This window comes from Methylocaldum gracile (assembly GCF_053646815.1).
Genome location: NZ_CM132196.1, coordinates 3,397,979 through 3,419,245, shown reverse-complemented (window position 1 = coordinate 3,419,245; position 21,267 = coordinate 3,397,979). Strand labels below are relative to the sequence as shown.

19 protein-coding genes and 2 pseudogenes are annotated in these 21,267 nt (G+C 59.7%); 8 read left to right on the top strand and 13 right to left on the bottom strand.

What is annotated here, in order from left to right; all coding sequences use genetic code 11:
* The 7 genes from fdx to ACWJJK_RS14965 form a co-directional block, all read right to left on the bottom strand.
* On the bottom strand, positions 1-348 hold the full coding sequence (fdx, locus tag ACWJJK_RS14995) for an ISC system 2Fe-2S type ferredoxin (RefSeq protein WP_434101703.1): 348 nt from the start codon (positions 346-348) through the stop codon (positions 1-3).
* A gap of 272 nt (positions 349-620) precedes the next feature.
* The gene (hscA, locus tag ACWJJK_RS14990; protein ID WP_168175360.1) at positions 621-2,483 is read right to left on the bottom strand and encodes a Fe-S protein assembly chaperone HscA; all 1,863 of its coding nucleotides are present in this window, start codon (positions 2,481-2,483) and stop codon (positions 621-623) included.
* Complete coding sequence (gene hscB, locus ACWJJK_RS14985) at positions 2,480-3,013, bottom strand: Fe-S protein assembly co-chaperone HscB (RefSeq protein WP_077729097.1); 534 nt, start codon at positions 3,011-3,013, stop codon at positions 2,480-2,482. Before hscB ends, hscA begins: the two co-directional genes overlap by 4 nt.
* A gap of 13 nt (positions 3,014-3,026) precedes the next feature.
* Positions 3,027-3,350 carry an iron-sulfur cluster assembly protein IscA gene (gene iscA / locus ACWJJK_RS14980; RefSeq protein ID WP_077729098.1) on the bottom strand — a complete coding sequence of 108 codons (324 nt, stop codon included), beginning with the start codon at positions 3,348-3,350 and terminating at the stop codon, positions 3,027-3,029.
* 29 nt (positions 3,351-3,379) lie between these two features.
* Entirely contained in the window at positions 3,380-3,763 is a 384-nt protein-coding gene (gene erpA / locus ACWJJK_RS14975) for an iron-sulfur cluster insertion protein ErpA (protein WP_240502434.1), read from the bottom strand.
* A gap of 24 nt (positions 3,764-3,787) precedes the next feature.
* On the bottom strand, positions 3,788-4,207 hold the full coding sequence (gene iscU, locus ACWJJK_RS14970) for a Fe-S cluster assembly scaffold IscU (RefSeq protein WP_077729100.1): 420 nt from the start codon (positions 4,205-4,207) through the stop codon (positions 3,788-3,790).
* Positions 4,208-4,244: 37 nt separating this feature from the next.
* Complete coding sequence (locus ACWJJK_RS14965) at positions 4,245-5,462, bottom strand: IscS subfamily cysteine desulfurase (RefSeq protein ID WP_086135392.1); 1,218 nt, start codon at positions 5,460-5,462, stop codon at positions 4,245-4,247.
* Positions 5,463-5,991: 529 nt separating this feature from the next.
* On the opposite strand from ACWJJK_RS14965, the gene ACWJJK_RS14960 reads away from it, so the two are divergent.
* From ACWJJK_RS14960 to ACWJJK_RS14935, 6 genes are all read left to right on the top strand, one after another.
* A complete protein-coding gene (locus tag ACWJJK_RS14960) occupies positions 5,992-9,756 on the top strand; it encodes a pyridine nucleotide-disulfide oxidoreductase (RefSeq protein ID WP_454128246.1) in 3,765 nt (1,254 codons plus the stop codon).
* 24 nt (positions 9,757-9,780) lie between these two features.
* Positions 9,781-10,029 carry a (2Fe-2S)-binding protein gene (locus ACWJJK_RS14955; RefSeq protein ID WP_133716884.1) on the top strand — a complete coding sequence of 83 codons (249 nt, stop codon included), beginning with the start codon at positions 9,781-9,783 and terminating at the stop codon, positions 10,027-10,029.
* Between the two features lie 621 nt (positions 10,030-10,650).
* Positions 10,651-10,854 carry a hypothetical protein gene (locus ACWJJK_RS14950; protein ID WP_454128245.1) on the top strand — a complete coding sequence of 68 codons (204 nt, stop codon included), beginning with the start codon at positions 10,651-10,653 and terminating at the stop codon, positions 10,852-10,854.
* A 322-nt stretch (positions 10,855-11,176) separates the two neighbouring features.
* Entirely contained in the window at positions 11,177-11,554 is a 378-nt protein-coding gene (locus ACWJJK_RS14945) for a hypothetical protein (RefSeq protein WP_077729105.1), read from the top strand.
* 353 nt (positions 11,555-11,907) lie between these two features.
* A complete protein-coding gene (locus tag ACWJJK_RS14940; RefSeq protein ID WP_454128244.1) occupies positions 11,908-12,897 on the top strand; it encodes a Rossmann-like domain-containing protein in 990 nt (329 codons plus the stop codon).
* A gap of 502 nt (positions 12,898-13,399) precedes the next feature.
* Positions 13,400-13,930: a hypothetical protein gene (locus ACWJJK_RS14935; protein WP_086135394.1), complete on the top strand. Its 531-nt coding sequence runs from the start codon at positions 13,400-13,402 to the stop codon at positions 13,928-13,930.
* Positions 13,931-14,167: 237 nt separating this feature from the next.
* On the opposite strand, the gene nifA is transcribed toward ACWJJK_RS14935, so the two are convergent.
* Both nifA and nifL read right to left on the bottom strand, forming a co-directional pair.
* A complete protein-coding gene (gene nifA / locus ACWJJK_RS14930) occupies positions 14,168-15,700 on the bottom strand; it encodes a nif-specific transcriptional activator NifA (protein ID WP_077729108.1) in 1,533 nt (510 codons plus the stop codon).
* Positions 15,693-17,288, bottom strand: a complete 1,596-nt coding sequence (nifL, locus tag ACWJJK_RS14925; RefSeq protein WP_240502432.1) for a nitrogen fixation negative regulator NifL — start codon at positions 17,286-17,288, stop codon at positions 15,693-15,695. Before nifL ends, nifA begins: the two co-directional genes overlap by 8 nt.
* Positions 17,289-17,767: 479 nt before the next feature.
* Here nifL and ACWJJK_RS14920 point away from each other — a divergent pair, with 479 nt between their 5' ends.
* Positions 17,768-17,926: a hypothetical protein gene (locus ACWJJK_RS14920; RefSeq protein WP_156879342.1), complete on the top strand. Its 159-nt coding sequence runs from the start codon at positions 17,768-17,770 to the stop codon at positions 17,924-17,926.
* A 413-nt stretch (positions 17,927-18,339) separates the two neighbouring features.
* On the opposite strand, the gene cas2 (ACWJJK_RS14915) is transcribed toward ACWJJK_RS14920, so the two are convergent.
* Positions 18,340-18,654, bottom strand: coding sequence for a CRISPR-associated endonuclease Cas2 (gene cas2 / locus ACWJJK_RS14915; RefSeq protein ID WP_077732673.1), 315 nt, complete (start codon positions 18,652-18,654; stop codon positions 18,340-18,342).
* The gene (locus ACWJJK_RS14910; protein ID WP_086135395.1) at positions 18,654-19,421 is read right to left on the bottom strand and encodes a CRISPR-associated endonuclease Cas1; all 768 of its coding nucleotides are present in this window, start codon (positions 19,419-19,421) and stop codon (positions 18,654-18,656) included. The genes cas2 (ACWJJK_RS14915) and ACWJJK_RS14910 overlap by 1 nt, the downstream gene beginning before the upstream one ends.
* A gap of 20 nt (positions 19,422-19,441) precedes the next feature.
* Between ACWJJK_RS14910 and ACWJJK_RS14905 the strand changes: the two are divergent.
* Positions 19,442-19,504: pseudogene (locus ACWJJK_RS14905) on the top strand (hypothetical protein); the annotation flags it as partial.
* A gap of 3 nt (positions 19,505-19,507) precedes the next feature.
* Here ACWJJK_RS14905 and cas1 read toward each other — a convergent pair.
* Positions 19,508-20,359, bottom strand: a pseudogene (gene cas1, locus ACWJJK_RS14900) (CRISPR-associated endonuclease Cas1); the annotation flags it as partial.
* A 7-nt stretch (positions 20,360-20,366) separates the two neighbouring features.
* Complete coding sequence (gene cas2, locus ACWJJK_RS14895) at positions 20,367-20,651, bottom strand: CRISPR-associated endonuclease Cas2 (protein ID WP_156879344.1); 285 nt, start codon at positions 20,649-20,651, stop codon at positions 20,367-20,369.
* Positions 20,652-21,267 lie beyond the last annotated feature (616 nt).

Genomic DNA, 21,267 nt, shown 5'->3' with positions numbered 1-21,267 from the left:
TCAGGCCTTCTTTTCCTTCGCCAGATTGCGGCTGTAGCGCGGAATCTCGATGGTCAGATCGGCGCCGGTGACGAAAGCCTGGCAAGCCAGCCTGGAATGAGGCTCAAGCCCCCAGGCGCGGTCCAGCATGTCTTCCTCGTTCTCGTCGGCGCTATCCAGCGTCGAGTAGCCTTCCCGCACGATGACGTGGCAGGTCGAGCAGGCGCAGGCGTGTTCGCAGGCGTGCTCGATTTCGATGCCGGCGTCGAGCAGCGCTTCGCAGATGGTCTGTCCTCTGCGGGCAGGTACGACCGCACCTTCCGGGCAGAGTTCGGAATGAGGGAGGATGGTGATGTTCGGCATGGTCATGTACTACCTCTGACGTGGCAGTTGTCGGTGCGTGTGCTCATCTCTTCTTCCTTTATGTAGAGTAAATTAGGCGCGCACAGACGCGGCGTTTCCATTTCGCACAGACCTCCCCGCGCGCCCTAACCCTCCATGCCGGCGTCGCACCTCGAACGGTGGGTTACGACGCGCGTGAGGCTTCATGGACATCGATCGGCTCCGAGGTGATGCGCGTCTAACCCACCCTACGAAAACGCGGGTTTTTAGGAAAAATGAGAATTGCCGCGTGTTCATAGTCATGCGTCCAATTCTTCGAGTTTCTGTCCGGCCAATGCCTTCTTGATGCTGTGGTCCATGCGCCGTCCGGCGAACTCGGTGCTCGCCTCGTTGAGTGCATCGGCGGCTTTCTTGATTGCCTCCCAATCGGTGCCGTCGACGGCTTGTTTTAGGACCTGCATCCCCTCGGTAATGATCGCGAGCTCGTCCGCGGACAGAAGTTCGGAATCTTCGGCCAAGGCCGCTTCGGTCGCCTCGAGCAGGCGGAGCGCCTCGACTTTCTGTTCGCGCAGGCGCCGCGCCTCGATGTCGTCCTGAGCGTGTTTGTAAGAGTCCTCGATCATACGGGTGATATCGGCATCGTTCAGACCATAGGACGGCTTGACCTCGATCTTGGCCTCGACCCCGCTGGTCTGCTCGGCGGCCGATACGCTCAAGAGACCGTCGGCGTCCACCTGGAATGTCACCCGGACCCGGGCCGCGCCCGCCACCATCGGAGGGATGCCGCGCAGCTCGAAGCGCGCCAGCGAGCGGCATTCGCTGACCAGTTCGCGTTCGCCCTGTACCACATGGATGCTCATGGCGGTCTGCCCGTCCTTCCAGGTGGTGAATTCCTGGGCGCGCGCCAGCGGCAGGGTGGAGTTCCTGGGAATGATCTTTTCGGTCAGTCCGCCCATGGTCTCGATGCCCAGCGAGAGCGGAATCACGTCGAGCAACAGCCAGTCGTCATCGCCACGGTTTCCGGCCAGGGCGTTGGCCTGCAGGGCGGCGCCGATGGCTACCACCTTGTCCGGGTCCAGATCTACGAGCGGCTGCTGCTGAAAGAAATCCGCCACGGCCTTGCGGATGCAGGGCATGCGGGTGGCTCCGCCCACCAGGACGACGCCCTTGATGTCGCCGATCGACAGGCCGGCATCGCGGAGCGCCTTGCGGACCGGCGCCATGCTTCGCTTTACCAGATCTTCGGTCAGCGCATCGAAGGTTTCCCGCGACAGGCTGCACTTCACCACGGAGCCGTTGGACAGCGGCGTGGAAATTTGCGCTGTGGATTGTTCGGAGAGGCGTTCCTTGGCCGCACGTGCCGCGGTCAGCAGCCTGCGCGCGTCGCCGGCAGTCGGGGCCGGGGTGGCGGTTTCCCTGAGCAGCCAGTCATAAACGGCCCGGTCGAAATCGTCCCCGCCCAGCGCCGGATCGCCGTTGGTCGCCAGCACTTCGAAGACGCCCCGGGTGAGTTTGAGTATTGAAATATCGAAGGTGCCGCCGCCGAGATCATAAACCGCGTAGACGCCTTCGGCGGCCTGATCGAGTCCATACGCCACGGCGGCCGCGGTGGGCTCGTTCAACAGGCGGAACACTTCGAGGCCGGCGAGTTTCGCGGCATCCTTGGTCGCTTGGCGCTGGGCATCGTCGAAATAGGCGGGGACCGTGATCACCGCGCCGGCGATTTCGTCGCCCAGGGCCTGGATTGCCCGCTCGCGCAGGGCTTTGAGAATTTCCGCCGAAACCTGGACCGGACTCACCGTTCCTGCCTGAGTTTCGAACTGCACCATGCCGGGCGTATCGGCAAATCGATAAGGGGCGCCGTGCCGTTCCGGCAGATCGTCGCGGCCGCGGCCCATAAAGCGTTTCACCGATACGAAAGTGTTCTCGGGATCATCGTTCTGCCACGCCATGGCGTCATGGCCGACATCCACCGCGCGATCGGCACGGTAGTGCACCACCGAAGGCAGCAGGACGCGGCCCTGTCCGTCTTCGAGTACCTGCGGGCCCTGATCGTTGACCGTGGCGACCAGAGAATGGGTGGTGCCGAGGTCGATCCCCACCGCAATACGCCGCGGTTTAGGGGCTTTGATGCCGGGTTCGGAAATTTGCAGCAGCATCATTCCTCCAATTCGGTTTGGGCTTGATCGATATCGCGACCGAGCTTCTCGAGAAAGGCGAGCTGGCGGACCACGTCCGCCGCCGCCGGATGACGCCGTTCCACATCGAGCAGAGTGGCGAGCGAGCCCAGCAAGCTGTTCATCTCCGTTCTCAGGCGCGCTGCCAGGCTATCGAGTGCCGTAAGGCTCTTGAGGGCCATCGCGGCATGCAGCTCCTCGCGCCACTCGATTTGTTCCAGCAGAAACTCCGCCGGCATTGCCGTATTGTCTTCTTCCCGCGTGTCGACGCCGTGAATCCGGAGCAGATAGCGCGCCCGGTCCAAGGGGCGTTTCAAGGTGCTGTAGGCCTCGTTGGCGAGCGTCGCCCATTGCAGGAACAGACGCTTTTCCGTGTCGCTCAGGTGCGCCGCCTTGTCGGGATGCACGCGGGCCTGCATCTCCCGATACTGACGATCGAGCTGGTCCAGATCGAGCTGGAACAGGGGCGGCAGTTGGAACAACTCGAAATAATTGCGGGTCGCCTCCGGGGTCATGGTCACACCTTGATCAAACGTTGAAACTCTCGCCGCAACCGCACTCGGCCTTAACGTTGGGATTGTTGAACTTGAAACCTTCGTTCAGGCCTTCGCGCACGTAATCCAGCTCGGTTCCGTCGAGATAGGCCAAGCTTTTCGGGTCGACCAGCAAAGTGACGCCGAAACTTTCAAAAGTGCAATCTTCCGGAGCGGATTCGTCGACGAACTCCAGGGCGTAAGCGAGGCCGGAACACCCGGAGGTTTTGACGGCCACCCTAAGCCCCAGACCCGTGCCGCGGGCGGCCAGGTGTTTCTGCACCTGGCGCGCCGCTTTTTCGGTCAAGGTTACTGCCATAATCTGAACTCCCGTTTGTCGCCGAAGATTTACTGGGACGAGCAGCCGGAGCCGCCGACCGAGAACGAGCTGCCGCAGCTGCACGTCGAAGCGGCGTTGGGGTTCTTGATCACGAAGCGCGATCCTTCCAGCCCTTCCTGATAATCGATCTCGGCGCCGGCCAGATATTGCAGGCTGGCGGGGTCGACCATGAGGATCACCCCGTCGGTTTCGACCGTGGTGTCGTCATCGGCGATGACTTCCTCGAAGGAAAAACCGTACTGAAAGCCGGAACAGCCGCCCCCGGAGACATAGACCCTAAGCTTCAGGTCGGGATTGCCTTCTTCGGCGATCAGTTCGCTGACCTTGGCGGCCGCGTTGCTGCTGAAGATGACGGGAGAAGGGGGAGGGGTCAGGTCCTGAATGTCAACCATGGCACTCATAATGCTCTCCTCGTTTTACGCAGCGGATTTGCAGACGTCGTAGCCGGCTTCGTCCGTGCCGCTTTTCGCCCGGTAATCGTTGACGGCGGCCTTGATCGCATCCTCGGCGAGAACCGAGCAGTGGATTTTTACCGGCGGCAGGGCCAGGGCCTCGGCGATCTCGGTGTTCTTGATGGCCAGCGCCTCCTCGACGGTCTTGCCCTTGACCCACTCGGTCACCAATGAGCTGGAGGCGATTGCCGAGCCGCAGCCGTAGGTTTTGAACTTCGCGTCTTCGATCACGCCTTCGTCGTTGACCTTGATTTGCAGTTTCATCACGTCGCCGCAAGCGGGCGCGCCGACCACGCCGGTGCCTACGCCTTCTTCCTCTTTGCCGAAGGAGCCGACGTTGCGGGGATTTTCGTAGTGATCGATAACTTTTTCGTTGTACGCCATGGTGGTCTCCAATTGGTGAATGATTGACGATATCCGCTTAATGCGCGGCGGCCCATTGAACCGAGTTGAGATCGATGCCTTCCTTGTACATCTCCCACAACGGAGACAGGTCGCGCAGTCGATCGACTTTTTCCTTGATCAGGGAGATCGCGAAATCCACTTCCTCCTCGGTGGTGTAGCGGCCAAGGGTGAACCGGATGGAACTGTGCGCCAGCTCGTCGCTGCGTCCGAGCGCCCGGAGAACGTAGGAGGGTTCGAGGCTGGCGGAGGTGCAGGCGGAACCGCTGGATACGGCGAGATCCTTGAGCGCCATCATCAGGGATTCGCCTTCCACGTAGTTGAAGCTGATGTTGAGGTTATGCGGTATCCGCTGTTCGAGGTCGCCGTTGATATAAACCTCCTCGATATTCTTTACGGCAGCGAGCAGCTTGTCCCGAAGGCGGCCTATGCGCTTCGTTTCCTCCGCCATATCCTCGCGGGCCAGACGGAACGCTTCGCCCATGCCGACGATCTGGTGGGTGGCCAGGGTGCCGGAACGCAGACCCCGCTCGTGGCCGCCGCCGTGCATCATCGCCTTCAGGCGCACCCGCGGCTGGCGCCGCACGTAGAGCGCGCCGATCCCCTTGGGGCCGTAGGTCTTGTGAGCGGAAAACGACATCAGGTCGACCGGCAGCTTGGCGAGGTCGATTTCGACCTTGCCGGTGGATTGCGCCGCGTCGACGTGGAAAATCACGCCCTTCTCTCGGCAGATGGCGCCGATGGCGGCGATGTCCTGAATCACGCCGATCTCGTTGTTGACGTGCATCACCGAGGCGACGATGGTGTCGGGACGTATCGCCGCGCGAAATGCGTCCAGATCGAGGAGGCCGTTGGGCATGGGGTCGAGGTAGGTTACCTCGAAACCCTGGGCTTCCAGTTCCCGCATGGTATCGAGCACCGCCTTGTGTTCGGTCTTGACGGTGATGAGATGGCGTCCCTTGGTCTGGTAAAAATAAGCCGCGCCTTTGATCGCCAGGTTGTCCGACTCGGTCGCGCCGGAGGTCCAAACGATTTCCTTGGGATCGGCGTTGACCAGCTTCGCTACCTCGGCCCGGGCGTCTTCCACCGCCTTTTCGGCGGTCCAGCCGAAGCTATGGGAGCGGCTGGCCGGATTGCCGAACTCTTCGGTCAGAAAGGGAATCATTTTTTCCGCCACGCGCGGATCAACCGGGGTCGTCGCCGAATAGTCGAGATAAATCGGTAGTTTCGTGGGCATTGGTTTCTCCGGGTTCGCTTTCAACAAAAAGCCGGGCCGCTCGCCCCGAGCGGTCGGTTTTGCCGGGTTACCTAGGACTTAGCAAGGCCCGTACCAATGCAATGAATGTTCGTAAGGCTTTGAGTTCTAAATTAAAATTTCGCCGAGCGTGGCGGAGGGATTTGTCGGGTTTTCAACAAAGTCGGCCCGAATGGTTCGATGCAAGGGGCTTGCCCGACATTCGCAGGTTCTTCTTCGGTACCGAAACGCAGTATCGAGGCCAATGAAATCCAAGCCTTGTCTGGACTTTCGCTCGGCGGCTCTCCCGATTCCGAGGCGTCGGTTCGAGCGGAGGCTCGCCTGTTTGTCACGTTCACTACAAAAACATTCAAACCGGCCGGATTTCGTAACAAAGATAACAAGCGGCTTCGATCCGAATATCGGTCAAAAAACCCTATTCTCGGTAGGCTTTAGATGAAAAACGATCGATGGCATGCCTTCTGCTTGAGACGGACCCAAATACCGTACGAGTCAAGGGGTAAATTCGATCATGAATCTTACGCAGCGCTGCGCCACGGTCGGCGAGCCATTCGCCCGACGCGACTTTACCTTGGGCGTTCCGGGTTTCGACTACCGGGACTTGTACGACCCGGAGCGTCTTAAGGAACTTTACGATGTCTTCGATGAGACTCTGGCGGCGGAAGACCCGGAGGTTCATCGCGCCTACATTGCTTGCCGCGAGGATAAGGACGGCAAGCTGCCTCCCGCCGAGGTCGCGAACGCGCTGCTCAGCACGGCGCCTTACCTCGGGCGCTTCGTCGCGCGCCTGTTCAACGTGGAAGGAGAGCGCGAGACTCAATGCGCCGCTGCGGCCCGTGAGTTCGAAACCGTTTTCGCCTACAAGAATTCGGTGGTCAAACGCGCCGCGCAAAAGTTCGACGCCGAAGCGCTGGCCGGCTTCGATCTCGATGAACTCGATTCCGCGATCGAAGACTTGAAGCGGATAAGCCTCGAGGATGGCGCGCCGGATCTCGATCCCGAGCAGGCGCTCGCTGTGGTCGCGATGCGGCTGGATGCGCTGGCGAAGCATTATCAGGCGCAGGCCAAGGGAGAAACGGCATCGTATCAAGGTGATGCCGACGCCGATGCAGCCGAGTTGCGCCAAAGTCTCAAAGCCGACGACGGCGCCCGCCTACGTTTCGCCGCGGCGCTAGCGGAGGCCGAGCACCCGGCTTTCGTCCAGCGGCTGCTCGATTGGGTGGAACGCTGGAGCTACGCGGCCCTGCACCATCCCACCATCCGCGCGAAGGTCACGGATTGGGTCTCCCTGAAACAGCCGGAGCGCATCGATTACGAGCATCTGGTCGAATGCCATGCCGAACCGCGCAAGGGCTTCGAGGTGCTGGCGGGTCCTCTGGATAAACGTCGCCGGCGCGACGGGTTCGCCTTGACCGACCTACGCGCCTCGGCGCGCGAAGCGAATTACGAAGTGGATCGCTGCGTCATCTGTCACGAGCGCAACAACGATTACTGCTCCAAGGGGCAGCGCACCAAAGAGGGCGAGTTCCGCCACAATCCGCTGGATGTGACGCAGATCGGCTGTCCTTTGGAGGAACGCATTTCGGAAGCCTTCGCCCTGAAGCAGCAGGGAGACAACATCGCCGCCCTGGCCATGATCGTGGCGGACAACCCCATGGCCCCCGGCACCGGCCATCGCATCTGCAACGAATGCATGAAGGCCTGCGTGTTCCAGCGCGTCACCGAGCCGGTCAACATTCCGCAAGTGGAAACCAACATTCTCACGGACGTGCTGTTCATGCCGTACGGCTTCGAGATCTACAGCCTCCTGACCCGCTGGAATCCGCTGAATCTCAAAAGGCCCTACGCCTTGCCTTATAACGGGAAGAAGGTACTGGTGGTGGGCTTGGGACCGGCCGGCTATACGCTTTCCCACTATCTACTCAACGAAGGTTTCGGGGTAGTGGCCATCGATGCCCTGAAGATCGAGCCTTTGCCGGAAGAGCTGACCGGAAAGGATGCGGGGATTCCCGAAGCGGTGGACGATTTCCACATGCTGTACGAGAACCTCGACGAGCGCGTCCTGATGGGCTTCGGCGGCGTCGCCGAATACGGCATCACCGTGCGCTGGGACAAGAACTTCCTCAAGGTGGTTTATCTGACCCTGGCCCGGCGCCGAAACTTCAGCATCTACGGCGGGGTACGCCTGGGCAGCACGCTGTCCATAGACGACGCCTGGGAACTGGGCTTCGACCATATCGCCATCGCCAGCGGGGCGGGCAAGCCGACCATGATCGGCCTCAAGAACAATCTCGCCCGCGGCATCCGCAAGGCTTCGGATTTTCTCATGGCATTGCAACTCTCCGGGGCGGCGAAACAGTCTTCGCTCTCCAATCTTCAAGTGCGGCTGCCGGCGGGCGTGATCGGCGGCGGGCTCACCGCGACCGACGCCGTAACCGAGCTCCTGGCATATTACCCGGTGCAGGTGGAAAAGACGCTCGACCGTTACGAGCGCCTCGTCGCCCGGTACGGAGACACCCAGGTTCGTTCGCGTTTCGACGGTGAAGAGTTGGCCATTTTGGATGAATTCCTGGACCATGGCCGCGCCGTTCGCGCCGAGCGCTGGCGCGCCGAAGCAACCGGGGAAACGCCCGATTTCGAGCCGCTCATCCGGCAATGGGGCGGCGTGACGCTGTTCTACCGCAAGGGCATGAACGATTCGCCGGCCTATCGCCAGAACCACGAGGAAATCATCAAGGCGATGGAAGAGGGTTTGGTGTTCGCCGAAGGCATGAACCCGCAAGAGGCGATCACCGACGAGTACGGTTATTTGCAGGCCGTGCGTTTCGAAAAGCTCGCCAAGCGCGACGACGGGCGCTGGGTCGATTCGGGCGAACAGCCAGTGGTGCCCATGCGTACCCTCCTGGTCGCCGCCGGCACCTCGCCGAACACCATCTACGAAAACGAATTCCCCGGCACGTTCCAGCTCGACGGCAATTTCTTCCAGCGCTTCGAACCTGCGTGGAGCGAGAACGGCTCGCCGCAAATGGAAGCCAAGAACGGCTGGGGCATGCCGAAAGAATTGGTCCCGGCCCCCTTCACCTCCTATGGAAAGGACGGAAAGTACATCACCTATTACGGCGACAATCACCCGGTATACGCCGGCAACGTGGTCAAGGCCATGGCCAGCGCCAAGGACGGGTACCCTTACGTGGTCAAGCTGTTCGCGGAAGAACTCAGCCGCCTCGATGCCGCGGCGCAATCCGAGCGGGACGCGGAACTCGCGGCGTTTCAGGCGCAATTGGACGAACTGCTGACGGCCAGGGTCGTGGAGGTCAAGCGGCTGACGCCAACCATCGTCGAGATCGTCATCGAGGCGCCCATGGCCGCCCGCAAATTTCAGCCGGGGCAGTTCTACCGGGTGCAGAACTTCGAATTCTACGCGCCTCGGCTGAACGGCACCTCGCTGGCAACGGAAGGCATCGCTCTCACCGGCGCCTGGGTGGACCGGGAGAAAGGCATGGTCGGCGTCATCGCCCTGGAAATGGGCACCTCCTCGCGCCTCTGCGCCACCTGGAAACCCGGCGATCCGGTCGTGCTGATGGGCCCGACCGGCGCGCCCACCGAGATACCCGAGGGCGAAACCGTGCTCCTGCTCGGCGGCGGCCTCGGCAATGCCGTGCTGTTCTCCATCGGCAAGGCGCTCCGCGAGAACGACAACCGGGTTTTGTATTTCGCCGGCTACCGGAGCGGCCAGGATGTCTTCAAGGTCAAGGAAATCGAGGACGCTTCCGACGTGATCGTGTGGTCCGTCGACAAGGGCAAGGGCGGTACTCCGATCTCCACCACCCGGCCGCAGGACAAATCCTTCGTCGGCAACATCGTGGAGGCTATGGTCGCCTACGCCAGCGGAGCCTTGGGGGAGATTCCCATTCCGCTCGATGCCGCCGACCGCATCATCGCGATCGGTTCGGACCGCATGATGGCGGCGGTCAAAGCGGCTCGGTTCGGCGTCTTGCAGCCTTATCTCAAGGAAAACCACGTGGCCATCGGGTCCATCAACTCGCCCATGCAATGCATGATGAAAGGCGTGTGCGCCCAGTGCATGTGCAAGCAGACGGACCCGGAGACCGGCAAGGAGCGCTTCGTCTATACCTGTTTCAATCAGGACCAGGATCTGGACCAGGTCGATTTCCCGCACCTGAACGCCCGTTTGCGGCAGAACACGACTCTGGAGAAAGTGTCCAATTTATGGCTCGACTATCTCTTCGAGGCCAATCCGATGCCGCGCGATTGAACGACGATGATTTGAGGCATCTCCATGTATATCTGTATCTGCAAAGCGGTTACCGAAAGCCAAATCTGCGAGGCGATACGCTCGGGGGCGTGCACGCGCAAGGAGATTACCGACTGCCTCAACGTCGGCACCGCCTGCGGCAAGTGCAATCGCGAGATTCGTGATCTATTGCGCCTCGCCCAATCGGAGAGCGGCGGCATCCCGAGGGTGCGGGCGGGCGAGGCGGCGGGTTACGGAAGCCGGGCAAGCGGCGGTCAGGAGCTCCGCTTGTAAGAACCGCCGGCTTTAGCGTTCGGCAGGTTGGTTCGGTATTCGGGGACGGCCGTTTGCAGCGGGAAGCAAAGTCGTCCCAGCTTAGAGAACGTTTTGGTATTCGCCATGTTTTGCCGCGGAACGGTTGTTAGGTCGCCGTTTCGCGGTCTTTTTTTCATTTGGTTTTCGGGTTTGCGGCCGTAAGTTCCAGATCTAAGTTCGTGCTCGACTATCCACAATTCCCGTGGACAACCCTGTGGATAAGCTTGGGGATGGACAGCGCGGTCGCCCATTTCTTCGGGGTATTCGTCAGCTTGGTCAGGTTCTGTTCAAGTTTGATGACAAATTGCTATGTCATTGATTGTTCGGGCGCATCAGCGACCTGACCTTGAATCAAAGGCTTAGGACCGGCATGTCGGCAGAAAATACGGCACACGACGAGATTGTTTGATTCTGACAGTGGATAACGGACCGCCCCTGTATCGAATCCGTCGCAGCATAAGCCGATCTATATTGTTTCCATAGGATGGCATTATGCTAAAAGAAAAAAGCGATTATTTCTTATTTAGGTACGAAAATAGCCAGCACAGCCCCGAAGTTTTGGTTATGATTATTTCCGTAATTTAAATGATGGAGGTGGTTATGCATATTTTGTTGCTTCTTGGGATCGTCCCATTCGTATTGCTGTTCGTGGCGGTAAGTTTTTTTGTTTTGATGGCGGTGGCCGCTGCCGTAGTTGAATTCCCGCTGATCGTGCTCTTGCTGATCGCCGTGGGGCTCGGTTTAAGTCGCAAAGTCCTGCCGAATCTGAGCAAAAAGCCGAACACGCTATGCGAGCAGATGTAATGCCTTGGTTCTTATCAACGTTGACCAAATCCCAGTCCCTTCGGCTGGGATTTGTTGTTTTAGCGACCTGAAAATCGTTTCTTGTAGCCTTTCCGACAGGTGAAAGGCGAGTAGCCTTTTAGAAATCAACAAGCTAGAAGTGGCATTGCCATTGCTTGATTCCTGGCGGACCAAAGCCGATGGGATCAGGCATGAAATCGACCATAAACTTCACCCGACTGCTTCACAAAACGGTTTCCGAGCCTAGCAAGGAGCCGAAACCCGGGACTCCGCTTCGCGGAACCGCCGAACCGAGCCTTGGTTGAATCGCCGGGGCCCTGACATGAATACTACCGAGCCGATGATGAAAGCCCATCAGCTTTTGGGCGAAGCTATTTGCGCGCGGCTGATCACGGAAATTCACGGATTGGGGTTTCTGCCGGAACAGATCACGATGAAACCGGTTTTCAGCGAGGCCCGCTTCGAAACCAGCCGCGATCCTTTCAGCGGCAAGGATACCCTTTGTGCCTATTGGCACCATCCGAACGGACACCGGGTCGGCGAGATGAAGTTTCATGCCGATGGCACCTTCTTCGCCGAATACGATGTCGTTTTGCCACACCCTAAAGACCCGCGCTGGTTCGTAGAGGGCGTGGTCGCCTGGGGGCGTGATGATGTCATCAAATCGGAACCTAAGCTGTTGCCTGCGCTAGGGGATTGATTACGCCTCGTCGCAAAGAGCCATTTTGATATACGCGGTTCCCGATCAAAAAAGGCTTCGCAGGCGCGGCTCATCCCATACAGGCTACCGTTGAAACTCAGTGCATAGGGTGGTTCGCACAGCACAAACCACCGAAACCGCATCCTCGGATTTTTACCGCTGCGTTGTAGGATGGGTACCGGATCGATGACAGCGCCATTCGGCCGGAACTCGAATCGGACAAACCCCGTTTGCCGTCGAGCCGAGGCGCGGATGGTCCTGATCAAACCGTTTGATCAAGCGAAGCCCGGCCGCTGGGCCAGTAAAGTGCAGCGTCCTCGTCGAAAGATCCTCCAACGCCCATCAGGCAGACCATGAACAATCCTTACGAAATCTACGATCTGTTACAGGATTACGCCTCCAGTCCATCGCCGGTTCGGGAGGTATTGATCGGGCTGGTATGGACCTATTGCGAGGCCGACGCCGTCGGATTGGCAATGAGTCCCGGCATCCCCACCCGGACGCTGCCCTGGGCCGGGACCCTGAGCGGAAAATCCCTCTCCGGACTGGTAGCGTGGGTTCGCGACTTCGATCCCTATCGGGCGACGATCGGCATGGCGGCCGTTAATGCCGGTATCAATCGCCTGCAACTTCCGCCGCCCGGCGTTACGCTGGCGCCCCACCCGGAAGGCGGGAACAATCTAGCGGTTTTCGAACACTTCTTGTCCGAAATGAAAGGACGGCGCGTCGTCGTGATCGGCCGCTATCCGGGGCTGGATCGATTTGCCGCCGAGCACGGGCTGGACCTCACCGTACTGGAGCGCCAGCCGGTGCCGGGCGACCTGCCCGATGCAGCCTGCGAGTATCTGCTACCCGAGGCGGAATGGGTATTCATCACGGCGAGTTCGATTCCCAACAAGACTTTCCCGCGTTTGGCCGAGCTGTCCCGCAACGCCGTCAGCGTGCTGATGGGGCCGACTACGCCGTGGCTGCCGGAGTTCTACCATTTCGGCATCGATTATCTGGCCGGCGTCGAAATGTCCGACCATGAATCCCTGCGCCGAACCGTGGCGGAAGGCGGCGGCGTGAGGATCTTCGAAACAGGCTTGCGCTACCGCGTAGCGCCGCTCACGTCCGCCGCCACCCAGGAATGGACGCGCCAGCTCATCGCCCGCACCGTACAGGAGAAGGAAAGTCTGAAACGGGATATGACCGCGTGGTATGACGCTGGAAATTCCCAGCGTTTCCCCGATTACGATCGTCTCGAAGCCTCCAATACCCGATTATCCCGGCTCGACACCTGTTTCAAGCGGCTGTGGGACGAGCATCGCGATCGATCGGCCGAACCGCAGACGGGGCTCTAGTCAAACCCTTACTTGCCGAGGTAAGGATTTCGTTTTATTTTCCTCACAAACACTAAGTTAACTTTATTTGGGGACGAGGGGATGGCCTTCGGCCGATGGCCCATGAAAAGGGGACTGGGCCATTTTCTACTTAGCGTTTAATCTGTTACCGCCCTGGACATTTCAGTGCGAGTGTGGGTACCTGGACACGAACGGCTAGAGCGTTTTCCGAATCGGTGTAAGGGATTCGTGCCAGGAGGGGAGAACGTAGGTCGGCAATCCCTTGCCGACAAAGCCCTTCGCCGAGCCGATACGTCGGCAAGGGATTGCCGACCTACATATCCGAATCCCTTACACCGATTCGGAAAACGCTCTAGACGCAATGGTATCCGGGTAAATAAAGGTATAAAACACAATAACAGATTGGTGCCGGGCGACTGCGTTATTTCTCGGCGATGGCGGATGCCGAAACGTATCGCCTTGGAAACGACATAATCAACTCATAGAGCGGGAGGAGGTAATTGTGGATCAATTTGAACTTAAAGATCTTTTCCAAAATTTGGCGAACGACGAGTTTCGACCTGTATTAATCATCGCAGCGATCGCCATTTTATTAATCATTCTGCTTATCGTGTATTTGCTCGTGCGTAGCCGAAGTAAACGCGCCATCGTTGTGGACAAAATGCCGGTGGATTTACGGAAAGCGCCGGAGAACGAAACGCGGGCTGACTCGCCGAAAGCACCGGCAAGAGAAATGCGGGTCGATTCGCCGAAAACGCCGGCGAACGCGATGCGGATGGATGCGCCGAGAGCATCGGTAGCCAGGCGGCCTCGCCATAGTATTCCGGAGGATTCGGTGCTCAGGCGACATCATATAAACCATATTAAATACATGATCGAGACGACCACCTTTCCACGTCCGACCGATAGCGTGCTGCGCCGCCATTACGACCATTTGATCGCGAGCGAGCTGGAAGCTTGCCTAGGCAACGAGGCTCTCATGGACAGGTTGATTTCGCGTTACGAGGAACACAGGCGGAACGCGCGAAGCTAGAGCATTTCATCCGCATTAACAGTATTCCGCGCGGAATGCGCCGTATTCGGCAATCCTTTTGCCGACGATTCGTCGTGTCGGAAAATCCTTTGCGTCGGGAAGGGATTCCCAACCTGCCGAGCCGGCATGGGCTGAATAAGAAACGTAGGATGCGGTGACCGAAGGGAGCCGCCCTGCGACTCGGCTCAGGACAGGCATCTTTCGAACATAGGGCGGCAATCCTTTTGCCGGCGAATCCTAAATCCGCTTCATCTTGATGTTCAGGGTTCTTACCCGATAGGCGATCTGGCGCGGAGTCATGTTCAGCAGGCGGGCGGCCTTGGCTTGCACCCAGCCGGTTTGCTCCAGCGCGGCGATGACTTGTTCTCTTTCGTCCATCCCCTCTAGGTTGAACTCCGGCGTTCTGGCAGCCGGTCCGGTAACCGAGATTTCATCGTCCTCCAGGCCGGTCATGGCAATGACGTCGCGGTCGATGATCCCGTCCGGGCTCATGATGGCGGCCCGCTCCAGACAGTTTTCCAATTCTCTGACGTTGCCCGGCCAGTCGTGACGCATCAGGAGCCGGATGGCGCTTTCCTTGATGATCAACGGTCTTCCGCCCTGTTGCTGGGAGATTCGCTTGAGCAGGAAATCGGCAAGGTCCGGAATGTCCTCGAGCCGTTCCCGCAGCGCCGGCATGAAAATCGGCATGACGTTGAGGCGATAGTAGAGGTCTTCCCGAAAACGGCCGGCCTCGACTTCTTCCTCGAGATTGCGGTTGGTGGCGGCGATGATGCGAACCTGCACCTTGAGCGTCTGGGTACCGCCGACGCGGTCGAACTCGCCTTCCTGAATGATGCGCAGCAGCTTGGCTTGGAAGGTGGGGGAAGTTTCGCCGATCTCGTCCAGGAAGATCGTGCCGTGGTTGGCCAGTTCGAAACGTCCCTTGCGCTGGCTGATGGCGCCGGAAAACGCGCCCTTCTCGTGGCCGAACAGTTCCGATTCCAGCAGGTTGTCCGGAAGAGCGGCGCAATTGAGTTTGACGAAAGGGCCGCCGGCGCAGGCCGAGTTGTAGTGAATGGCGTTGGCGATCGCCTCCTTGCCGGTGCCGGATTCGCCGCGAATCAAGACGGTGGTGTTCCATTTCGCGACCTGCCGGACCAGTTCGAAAACCCGCAGCATGGCCGGAGTGCGGCCGACGATGTTGTCGAAGCCGTAATTCCTGCGGAGGCTCTGTTTCAACTGATCGCGCTCCGCGACCAGATCGAGCTGCTTTTGCTCCATGCTGCGCAAAAGGCCCACGCTTTGCGCAATCAGATTGGCGACCATTTCCAGGAACCGTGCGCGGGCGTCGAGCAATTTCGCGTCCACCGGCTGTGCCGCCAACACGCCGACGACCTCGTCGTCGCCGACGCGGATAGGCGATCCGATAAACGGCAGCGTCGGATCGTACAGGCCCAGCTTGCCCAGGAAACGCGGCTCGTCGGCGATGCGTTCCACCACGATGGTGCGCCCCGCATCCAGGATCGTGCCGATGAGTCCTTCCCCCGGTTCGTAGCGGACCGGCTTTCGGGTTTCGACGCCGTCGCTGCGCAGCACCGAGCAGACCTCGAACGCGTCGCTTTCCTGTTCCCTGAGAGCCAGCATTCCGGAGCGCATGTCGGCGCACTCCTGCAATATCTCGAGAATGGCTTCCAGTTTTTCCTTCAGCCCCAAAGGTCGATTGAGTACTTGGCTGACCTGGTAAAGGGCGTCCAGTTCGCGCTCGATCAGTTGAGTACGCTCATCCATGGTCGGAAGCCTTCTCCGGTACGAACATCATGTTGTGGATATTGAATTGGATACGCACTCGGCATCCGTCCCGATAGCTGGGATCGATCCGGATCAGTCCAAGGTGTTGATTGATAACTTCCTGGGCCATGGTCAAACCGGTGCCCGAATGCCCGCCATGGCCGTCGTTCTTGGTGGAGAAAAACGGTTCGAAGACCTTGATGCGCAGTTCGTCGGGAATGCCGGGGCCGGTATCCTCGATGGAGACATGCAGCAAATGTTTGTCGGACCACGTGGAAATGCGCAGTTCGCGGGTGACGATGCCGCTCTGGTTCATTGCTTCGATGGCATTTTCGATAATCTGCTTGAACATGGTGCGGAGGTGGCTCTCCTGGCCCATCAACGCGGGCAGCACCGGGGTCGGCTTCCACTCGACGACGATGCCGCTGGCGAGGAGCCGTTCGGTCAATAGCACGATGGTTTCGTGCAGCAACTGGTTCAGATTGACTGGCGTCATGGCCGAGGTGTTGCTTTCCGGTATGCATCGCTTCATGTGGGCGACGGACTGTTCGCCGGCCAAGCGGATCTGATCCAGAATGTCGACCAGCGCGATGTTGCGGTCATCGAGCCCACGCCGCGTCAGCATGGTCTTGGCCGCTTTGAGCAGATTGATGGGGCCCTGTATATGGTGAATGGCTCCCGACAGCGTTTCGCGAAGACGCTGGGTTTTCTCTTCCTCCGCCATCAATGCCTTGAGCGCATTGATGCGGATTTCCTCGGCGTGCTTTTTTTGTTGGGTGATGTCGGTCAGGGTGAGCAGCAGATAAGTGTGGCTATTTTCGTGAAAGAACGCCTCGACACGGTCGTCTTCCTGGCAGAACCAGCTGCCGGCGCAGGCATACCAGCGGGGCGCGTGATGCCCGCCGCGGTCGAAACGGACTTCGCGGTTATGAAAGCCGGATTTTTTCTTTTTCATCCGCTCCCATTCTTCCGCCATGTCTTCCCGCAGGATATCGATGAACGTCCTGGCCGGGTCGCTGAGGCCCAGATCGCTGGACAGGGTCTTGTACATCTTGTTGTCCAGCACCACACGGTCGGATTCGTCCAAAAGCACGGTCGCGACCGGAATCGAATCGACCACCGTCTCGATGAGCACTTTCTGCTGATTGACCCTTTGCTCCAGCCGGTACATTTCCGTGATGTCTCGGTGCATGCCGATGTAGTGGGTGGTCTCGTGCCGGTCGTTCAGAATGGGGGCGATGGTGAGATCGGCCAGATAGCGGCGGCCGTCCTTGTGACGGTTGAGCAGATAGCCTTGCCAGGTCTGCTGCGACTTGATGCGGTTCCAAAGCTCGTCGTATACAGCCTTCGGCGTGTTCTTGTCGGACAGCATGGACTCGTTTCGGCCGATGCTCTCTTCTGGTGCATACCCGGTAACACGCGTGAACGCCTGATTCACGTACAGAATATTGGCCTTGTCGTCCGTGATCGAAATGGCCACCGGCGCTTGTTCCACGGTTTCCGCGAACAGAGCCAGCATGCGATTGTCGGCCAGTACGGACTTCCCCAACGGCTCGGGCGGCGGGTTATTGGAAGATTGTTTGGACACGAGCGCCTCTTCGGTGCAATTTTTCATCGATTAAGCAAGGCTTATGCCATCGATAAGAAGTGCTCCTGAGACCCTTATCGTTTTTTTACACAGGCGATCGGCTCGGCCGACGCTTCAAGCTTTCTTGCACTGTTTTGTCGCAAACGCGACAAAAGTGGGCATGGGTGCCGCTCGCGCGGCGTTTTCGGTGCGTCCTGATCGTTCGGAGCGTTCCCGGCTCTCTATCCCTATTGTCGGAAAACTCACGATGCGCATAAGCGTTGTAAGCATTCCGCTGAGGAAAGACTGCACTCGCTCGCGGCAAAGGCTTAAACTATCAATTAGTTACGTATTTATGGCCGAGGTGGCGCGAGGGTTGCTAGAAATTTCGCGAAGACCAACCGCTTACCGAAGTAGGCGTTTCTCGGCCATGTCGCGCCGAGTCCGTACCGACACCGGGTAAGCCAGGCCGCCTTAAAACCCAAGCAGAGAGGCCGAACATGAACAGCGAATCGACTACCAAAGCAGAGTCCAATCCCCCGGAAACGCCCCGTTCCCAGGCCGAGCGCGCCGAAGAGACGCTCGAATCCACCGAGCTTCCGTTCTACATCGTCCCGAGACCGCCGATTCCGGGGAAAACCGCCTGGAGCATCGCGTAGTACCTCGAATGACGCGGTTCCCTTCGGTTACCGCATCCTACGCCCGTAGGGTGCGGTGAGGAACGACAAACCGGCGGGATTGATGAAAAACATCCTTGTTTTTCACCCTCGCGGGCGCTCCGCGTCCCAATCCTCTCCCGGAGGATTGGTGCCGGACGAGGATGGTCCGGCATGAGCCGCACCGGTCAAGTTGCCTAAACCATGGCGATGCCGTTCTAAGTACATTCCATAAAATTGTGTGGAACGCGAGTGCAGCGCGTAGGTCGGCAATCCTTTGCCGACGGTGCAGTTAAGCCAACCGGTCCGTCGACAAGGGATTGCTGATCTACGAAAGCTTGAGTCGATCTACCCTGGCCGAAGGCGCCAACGACTCCGGCCAGGCCTGTTTTGCCGTAGAGCGAGATGAAAACGCTCTAACGAAGCGCTCTCAACAAGTCCTTGCCTTTTTCGATCAAGAGCACGCCGTCCGGGAAATATTGAAGCCCCAGGCTGGTGGTTTCCGGACGGTTCGGCAAGGGATAGATCCGCACGTCGTCGGCGCGCTCGTCGATGCGTTCGACCAGGCCCGCAATGATTCGGCCCAGTTCCTTGGTCGTCAGCTGGGCGGTAAACACCGAGTATTGCACCGGGATGCCTTGCTCCCGGAGCAAGCGGTGAACCCGCCCCAGACGCTTCGGATCGGCGATGTCGTAGCACACCAGGTAGGTTTGAGCTTGATTGAGCGGCATCACACAAGCTCGATCAGCCAGCGGTGCAGCCGGTTGAGCAGGCCGAGGGTCAAATGTTCCGTGCGTTTCCGACGGGCCTCGAAAAAACCGACGATTTCGATACGGTCCGGGATGCCGAGCCGGTTCTCGCGGAGCCGGTCTTCGAGCCAGGCCAGCCGTGCCAGCTGGAAATCCCAGAACAGGATGGAACTCAAGCCGATCACAGGATTGAGCTCGCCCATGGGCTCCAATTCGGCGGTAATCCCGGCGTCGGCCAAATGCCTGGTCACCAGGCCGGTCAGCAGCCCGTACACCTCGCGTCCGATACGCTCGTAGGCGGGGAGTTGATCCATGCCCCGAGCACCGTCCTGGAACAGTTGGCGCAGCTCTTTCGCCGAGGGCGGACGGTCGAAGCCAAGGCCGGTGCGGCGAATCACGCTGCGCACCGCCATGCGCTCCATAGCGCCGTTCCATTGAAGATATAGATCCTGCCAATCCGGGCGCAGCAAAAAATCTAGCAGGCGCTGTCGAAGCTCGTAGCGTTCTCCGGGCCTTCCTATCAATCTCGCCAGCACCGCCCCCTCGTCGTCGATGAAGCTCACGGTGATGCGGTTTTCCGCGCAGGCCAGCAAGGCGTCGACGGACCAATCGATGTGCGCCGCCGAGACTACTTGCGAGATCCGCCGCAACGGAAACCAGCGCTCCGCGGCGCCGGCGCGGATGACGCGCAGAGCGGGGCCATCACGCTTGATCGTGGTTCCCGCGCCTTGCAGATACAGCGGTCTCACGGCGCCTCCTCGGTCAGACGGTGCGCGATCAACAGGCCGTAGCGGTGCAACAGGCCACGCAGGGGACGGACGAAGCTTTCGTAGCGGGCATAGAAAACTTCCCGGCCGTTCTTTTTCAAGAGACAGCGGTCGGCTTCGGTCGCGAACGAATCGGCGCGCAGGGTTCGCTCGGCGAACAGCCGCCATACCCAGCGATCCACCCTCGGCCGCAGCGGCTCTATCAGGTCGGCCCCCAAGGATTCGCGGTAATAGGCCGGTTCGTGATAGAAGCCGACGTAAGGGTCCAGCCCAGCGGCATGGCAGGCGTTGACGGCCTCGAAATGGAGCAGCGTATATCCTAGCGACAGGGCCGCGTTGACCGGGTCCTTCGGCGGCCGGCGATTGCGTCCGGTAAAGTCGAGACTGGCCGGAAACAGTTGCGTGAACCCCGCGAAATAAGCCGCCGCGGCCGCGCCTTCGATCCCTTGTAGCCGTTCCAGCCGCGGCGCGTCCTCAATGTTTGCCAAGGCACGATCAATTCGCGCGATGCCATCCGTAAGCGGCTTGCGGCAATCGGGCCGGACGTTTAGCGCCGAGCGCAGCAGCCGGGCCTGGGCTTTCAATTTGAGCGCCACCAATCGGCGCGCCCAGGGCAGCCGGTACTCGTCATCGTGGTGCCAACGGTATTGCGCGATGCGCCGGGCGGTGTCGCCGTGTCGGTTTCCGTGCAGAATCGCCGCGGTGCGTCCCTGCCGGCCGCTCAGGACCAGAAGGCCGACGCCTTCCTCGGCGAGCAGTCCCAGCACGCCGGTGCTGAGCGTCGCCTGTCCGCGGACGACCACCCGCTCGACCACGTTCAGGGGAATCGTCGCGCTCCGGCTGCCTCCCTCGTAAAGGCAGAGATGCCGGCCCTCGCGGCGTAATTCGATGTCTTTTCTGTCCAGGTAAAGCGTGCCCATTCGATCCTCAGCCGACGTAGAAGAACTCCGGGTCCGCCGGAGGAACCGCGATGCCGAGCACGCGAACCTTCATCCGGGGATCCAGCCGCAAGAGCAGAAATCGGTCGGCTTCCTCGTCGATGACCTCCCGGACCTCGTCGATCAATTGGCGCTTCTCGGCCTCGGTCAGGAAACACTCGAACACGGATTTCTGCCCGCCGGTGGAATAGTTGCGCAGCACGAAAAGCGCCTTGCGCAGGCGGGCGTCGTCGGAGATGTCGTAGGCGGCGATGTAAAGCGACCGTTTGCTCATGGCCGCTACTGTAATGCCGCATGTCGAAGGCGGGGCATTTCACAAGCTTGCGGGCTGATCGATCGGTTTTCGCGCGCCAAAGTCAGCGACGAGGCGGCTTGATCAAAATAGGGGAGGGGCTAGGGCATTTTTCCCATCGTGTGGCGGCAGCACGGGCGAGGGCGCCGGCTAAAAAGCGCTCTTGAGCGGGAGACTATTTTACAGCCGGGCGTCGCCCCGCACACGGGTTCCTCGACCGGAATGTAAGCCGGATTAATCGAAGCGTATCCGGCCTTCGTGAGTCTGAGGCACGAAGCGCATCGGCCGAGTTTGCGGTTAGAGCGTTTTCCGAATCGGTGTAAAGGATTCGGATATGTAGGTCGGCAATCCCTTGCCAATCGCAAACGGTCGCTTTAGTCGCGACCCTTCCGACAAAGCCCTTCGCCGAGCCGATACGTCGGCAAGGGATTGCCGACCTACGTTCTCCCCTCCCGGCATGAATCGGTACACCGGGATGGAAAACGCTCTAAAACGATCGTTTGCGGCAGGCGAGGTGACCAGCGCAACCCGTTAGAAGCCCATATATCCGTGCTGGGTGAATTAGGCGCGCTTCCGCTCAAGGCATGCAACCCGCCGA